This window comes from Cellulomonas sp. P5_C6 (assembly GCF_054049635.1).
The window spans coordinates 1-4,310 of record NZ_JBFULZ010000274.1 but is presented as its reverse complement, the minus strand read 5'-3'; the positions used below and the strand labels follow the sequence as shown (position 1 = coordinate 4,310).

The 4,310-nt window shown below is 67.2% G+C and carries 3 protein-coding genes; 1 reads left to right on the top strand and 2 read right to left on the bottom strand.

Features of this window, described 5'->3' with window-relative positions; genetic code table 11:
- The first annotated feature begins 369 nt into the window (after positions 1-369).
- Complete coding sequence (locus tag ACXJKG_RS19865) at positions 370-1,995, top strand: sialidase family protein (protein ID WP_456847454.1); 1,626 nt, start codon at positions 370-372, stop codon at positions 1,993-1,995.
- A 237-nt stretch (positions 1,996-2,232) separates the two neighbouring features.
- Here the strand turns inward: ACXJKG_RS19865 and ACXJKG_RS19860 are convergent, their stop codons facing one another.
- A complete protein-coding gene (locus ACXJKG_RS19860; RefSeq protein ID WP_456847453.1) occupies positions 2,233-2,574 on the bottom strand; it encodes a hypothetical protein in 342 nt (113 codons plus the stop codon).
- Between the two features lie 757 nt (positions 2,575-3,331).
- Positions 3,332-4,213, bottom strand: a complete 882-nt coding sequence (locus ACXJKG_RS19855; protein WP_456847452.1) for a hypothetical protein — start codon at positions 4,211-4,213, stop codon at positions 3,332-3,334.
- Positions 4,214-4,310 lie beyond the last annotated feature (97 nt).

Below are 4,310 nucleotides of genomic sequence, written 5' to 3'. Positions count from 1 at the left end.
GATTTACGCGATGCCCGGCGGCCGGTGGCAGCGAACGAATCGACAAACGGATCAGTCACTGCCGGGACGAGCATGGTTGGCGAGGATGGTTCCCTCGGGCGCCCTGCCAGAACCGGCCCCCTATTGGCGTGCGTGCCCGCAACACTGGGCATCCCGGACGCAGGCACGTAGCTGATCTCCGCGACTGCGGACTCCCGCCTTGCTGTGGCTGCGTAGCTCGACCATGAATACGGTGGTCTCGTCACTCGGTTGTTCCTTGGCTGCCACTTCCCGATGTGGGGACGCKGATCTATAGCCCGGCCGGGAGGTCCAGGGCGAGCAGCCTGGTGAGCATCAGGTCGCTCCAGAAACCTAGGAGGTCTTGGCTTGATGTCCACTTCCTTGCGCCGGCGATCCCGGCAGCTGGCTCTCGTCGCTGTTGCCGTGTTGACCGCGTCGTTCATCGCCGCGGTACCTGCGACTGCCGACGACGGTGACCTCACCCACCCGGTCGACTTCTCCCATAACGGCGTCGATGCCCCCGCACCCGTGACGAGCGCGGTGTTCGGCGCCAGTCCGGGAGCGAAGATCGGCACGCCGATCTGCTCGACTACCACCTCGACGGCCGCGAATGTGAATACCTCGTGCGAGCTCAACGTTCCGCACAACGAGACATCCATCGCGGTGAACCCGACGAATCACAACAACATCATCGGTGGCGTGAACGACTATCAGCTGGCCGTCAACCCAGGCGGGCATGTCTCGGAAACCCTCCTGTCCCGCGCGCACGTGTCCTTCGACGCCGGCCGGACGTGGACGGAATACCCGGTCGACGCCAACTCCGCGTACCAGGCCACCGGGGACCCTGCCGTGGCGTTCGACGCCTCGGGCACCGTCTATTACTCGACCCTCGGCTTCCGCTTCGTCGGACCCACCAACGCGCAGAGCCCGGATGTTCTCGTGCACGCATCGCACGACGGCGGCAAGACGTGGAACACGGTCGTCGTCGCCCGGGGCAAAGGCAACTTCGGCAGCGTCGGCGAGCTGTTGGACAAGGAGTACGTCGCCGCCTGGGGTGCCGGCAACGCGATCGTCACCTTCGGCGACTTCCACAACGCGCAGAAGGGCGCGACCACCTCGACGACGATCTTCGCGTCGGTAACCCACGACGGCGGCGCGACGTGGTCGACGCCGACACCGATCTCCGGACACCTTGGTCTGGGGTTCGTCTCGACGCCGACGGTGACGTCCACCGGCCGGGTATTCGTGTCCTTCCTCAACACCGGTGACCTCACGACCGGGCGCGACACGTATGAGGTCGTGGAAGTCAGCCCCGCGACCGGTGACTTGATCGCCGGGCCGTTCGCTGTGTCTCTCGTCATCGACGGTGCGACCGACTACCCCATCGCACTCGGGCGGCAGACGTATCAGGACTCGACGTTCCGCAGCTGGGCGGCCGGCAACATCACCGCCGACCCGGCGAACCCGGCGCATCTGGCGGTGGTCTGGTCCGACATGCGCAACAGCGTGACGCCCGCCCCATCGGACCCGTATAGCGCCGTGACCAACTCCGACGTGATCGTCAGCCAGTCGTCCGATTACGGTCGGACGTGGTCCGCGGCGAGCGCCATCCCGCTGGCCGGTGACCAATGGATGCCGTGGGGCGTGTTCGACGCCGCCGGCACGCTACGCATCGGCACCTTCGACCGCTCCGCCGACCCAGCCAACCACCTCTACGACTACGTCCTGCTCACCCAGACCGGGCCGGCGTCATACTCCCGCAGCGTCGTGTCCACTCAGTCGTCCGACCCCACGACTGGCGACCGCTGGTTCTCCGGTGCCACGCTGAATCCGGCGTTCCCACACCCGAGTTCATTCATCGGCGACTACAGCAACATCGCGGCCGTGCCCGGCACGACCCACGTCGTCGCCTACTGGACCGACATGCGCGAACAGGCCTGCTTCAGCGGAGCATGCGCCAGCGGAGAGGACGCCTACTTCGCCTACGCCAGCTGACATGCTCGGTGTGCCCACCGGGGCAGTCTCGTCCGGCGGGCGCATGCGCAGCCGACTGAATCCTCCTCGACGCCGCGGATGCCAAGGCTCTGCCACGTGTCTGCTCTCAGCTCCCCACATGGGCTCGTGGTGAACCCGACTACGGATCTGCTCCGGTAGGAATAGCCCGCCAGCTCGAACGCCACCTGGCATCCCGAACCCGGTGCACCTCAGAGCCTCCTAGCAACCAGGGGCAGTTCAGTCCGACCGGTGCCCTTGGTCCCGGAGCTGGACCCGGGACAACTCGACATACCGGCGTCGATGCAGCCACCGCCTCGTGGCAGAGTTCTGCTGGCTCTCGAGGCGCGCCAACTCACGAAACCAGTCGAGTTCGCCCCTCCACTCGTCGGTGCCAATGTGATCAAGCAACGTCAGCAGACGCCCGGACCGATACATCTGCGCCGAGCTGAGAAAGTCCCCTGCAACGACGGCTTTCTCGAACTCGCGAGTGTCGGCCCGGGGATCCGCGCAAATGGCATCGGCCGCCGCCATCACCGTGGCATAGGCGGCCCGCCGGTCCTTGACCAGTTCCTCGCTCACCCGTTGAGTGCCACTCACGAACCATCCGACAAGGATTCCAGAGAAGCCCACAGCGGCGGTGAATAACGCAACGTTCATATCCCGCACCTCTCTGCATCCAACCTCGAGCGGCTGCGGTCGCCGTTCGTGCCGCTGACCGCGACTCGCACCGCGAACCCGGCCGACAGTACCTAGCCGACCGCCCGCCCCTTGTTGATCAAGTCTGAGCCGACGAGCAAGCGCCTCGCCAGGCCAGATTGATCGGCCTCACCACATTTGAACCTGCGACCTGTCGTCACACGAGGCTGTCCGCAGCCCTTAGCTCTACCGCTCCGACCAGGCACGATGCAGCTCTCAGCTCTCGGCTGACGCCCCGCGGACCGGTCGAAAGTGTGGGGTTTCTGTGGGGTTCTGGTCCGCCGATCAAGTGACAGGCCTGGTGAGACACCGTCTCACGAGGCCTGAGAGGTCGGGCTGACAGGATTTGAACCTGCGACCCCTTGAAGAATCCCGGGGCCGACAACTTCTCCCCCGACATCTCGCATCACCTGGCGAATCCGTGTGTGATCTGCGCATGTACGCGATCCGCGGCGGTGAACACCGCGCATCGTTGACTGCGGGAGGTGCCGCGGGCGAGCTCGCCGGTTCGTCACCGCCGGGCGGCGGCGCCGATGCGGCTGCCACGTTGACACCCAGGTCTAGCGGGATGGACGTCACCCCACCACCGGTGTCTGCCCCACGACCGCCATCAACACATCTGCTCAAGCCGCCCAGCCCCTCATCGCTGCCCACCCCCAAACGGTGGCAGCTGAGGCGGCGCCGGGCGTGCACGGGCCGTGCGCCCATGCTCAGCACGTGCACGCTCCGCCACCGCGCGGGCACCCTCGCGGCGGCGTTGCTCCAGGAGCTGCCCCAGCTCGACATACACAGCGTCCTCGAGCACCCCGCCCCGCAGCATCTGCTCCGCGATCGTCGGGACCTTGTCCTGCCCGGGGAACACCACCACCCCCAGATCCGCGAGCGCCTGGTCCAGACGCCGCGTGAGGAACCCGTCCGACTTCGTCATCCCGAGCAGGTCGTCAACCATGTGCCCCACCAGCTCCGCCGACCCGATCGACTGCACCGGACCCGGCCACCCGCACGCCAGCACGCACAGCGCCGCGACCGTCCGGGCCGGCACCGCAGGATTGAACACGTCCCGCCGCGACCACCGCGGCGCCGTTCCCTCTATCTGCCCGTCAACCCCCGGCGGTCGCACATCACCCAACCCGGTCGTCACCGCGAACTTCGCCAACGACCCCCCGTTGACGAGCTCAACCGTGAACACACCCGACCGCAGGACGTGCTCCCCACCGAACGGCAGACTTGCCTCCTGCCCCCACTGGTGCCGGTCAAGCAGCACCGTCCCGTGCCGCTGCGCAGCCACGACCCGCACCGCACCGTCGTGGCGTCCCTCGAGCCACACCGCGGACCGCGACAACGTCCGCGGCGCCCCCGGCGCAACACCAGCACCGACCACGACCGGGACGACAACGGCCCCCGCGGCGTCCACGGGCGCACTCGTCGCGTCACCCGACGGTGCGCTGCCCAAGACCACCCACACCCCCGGGCTCAGGTCCGCGATCACAGACCCGCCCGGCTCATCGAGAACAGCGCTCATCCCCCACGTTCTACCTGGTCACACCCCACACGCGTAAGCCTCTCGCCACGAGAGAACCCTCCCGTGCGAATCRTCCMCGCGGGAGGAGGGTCCCGCG

What these genes read in the sequence shown, in the direction of transcription:
- ACXJKG_RS19865 (WP_456847454.1), top strand. Translation starts at nt 370, where the DNA reads ATGTCCACTTCCTTGCGCCGGCGATCCCGGCAGCTGGCTCTCGTCGCT.
- ACXJKG_RS19855 (WP_456847452.1), bottom strand. Translation starts at nt 4,213, where the DNA reads ATGAGCGCTGTTCTCGATGAGCCGGGCGGGTCTGTGATCGCGGACCTG.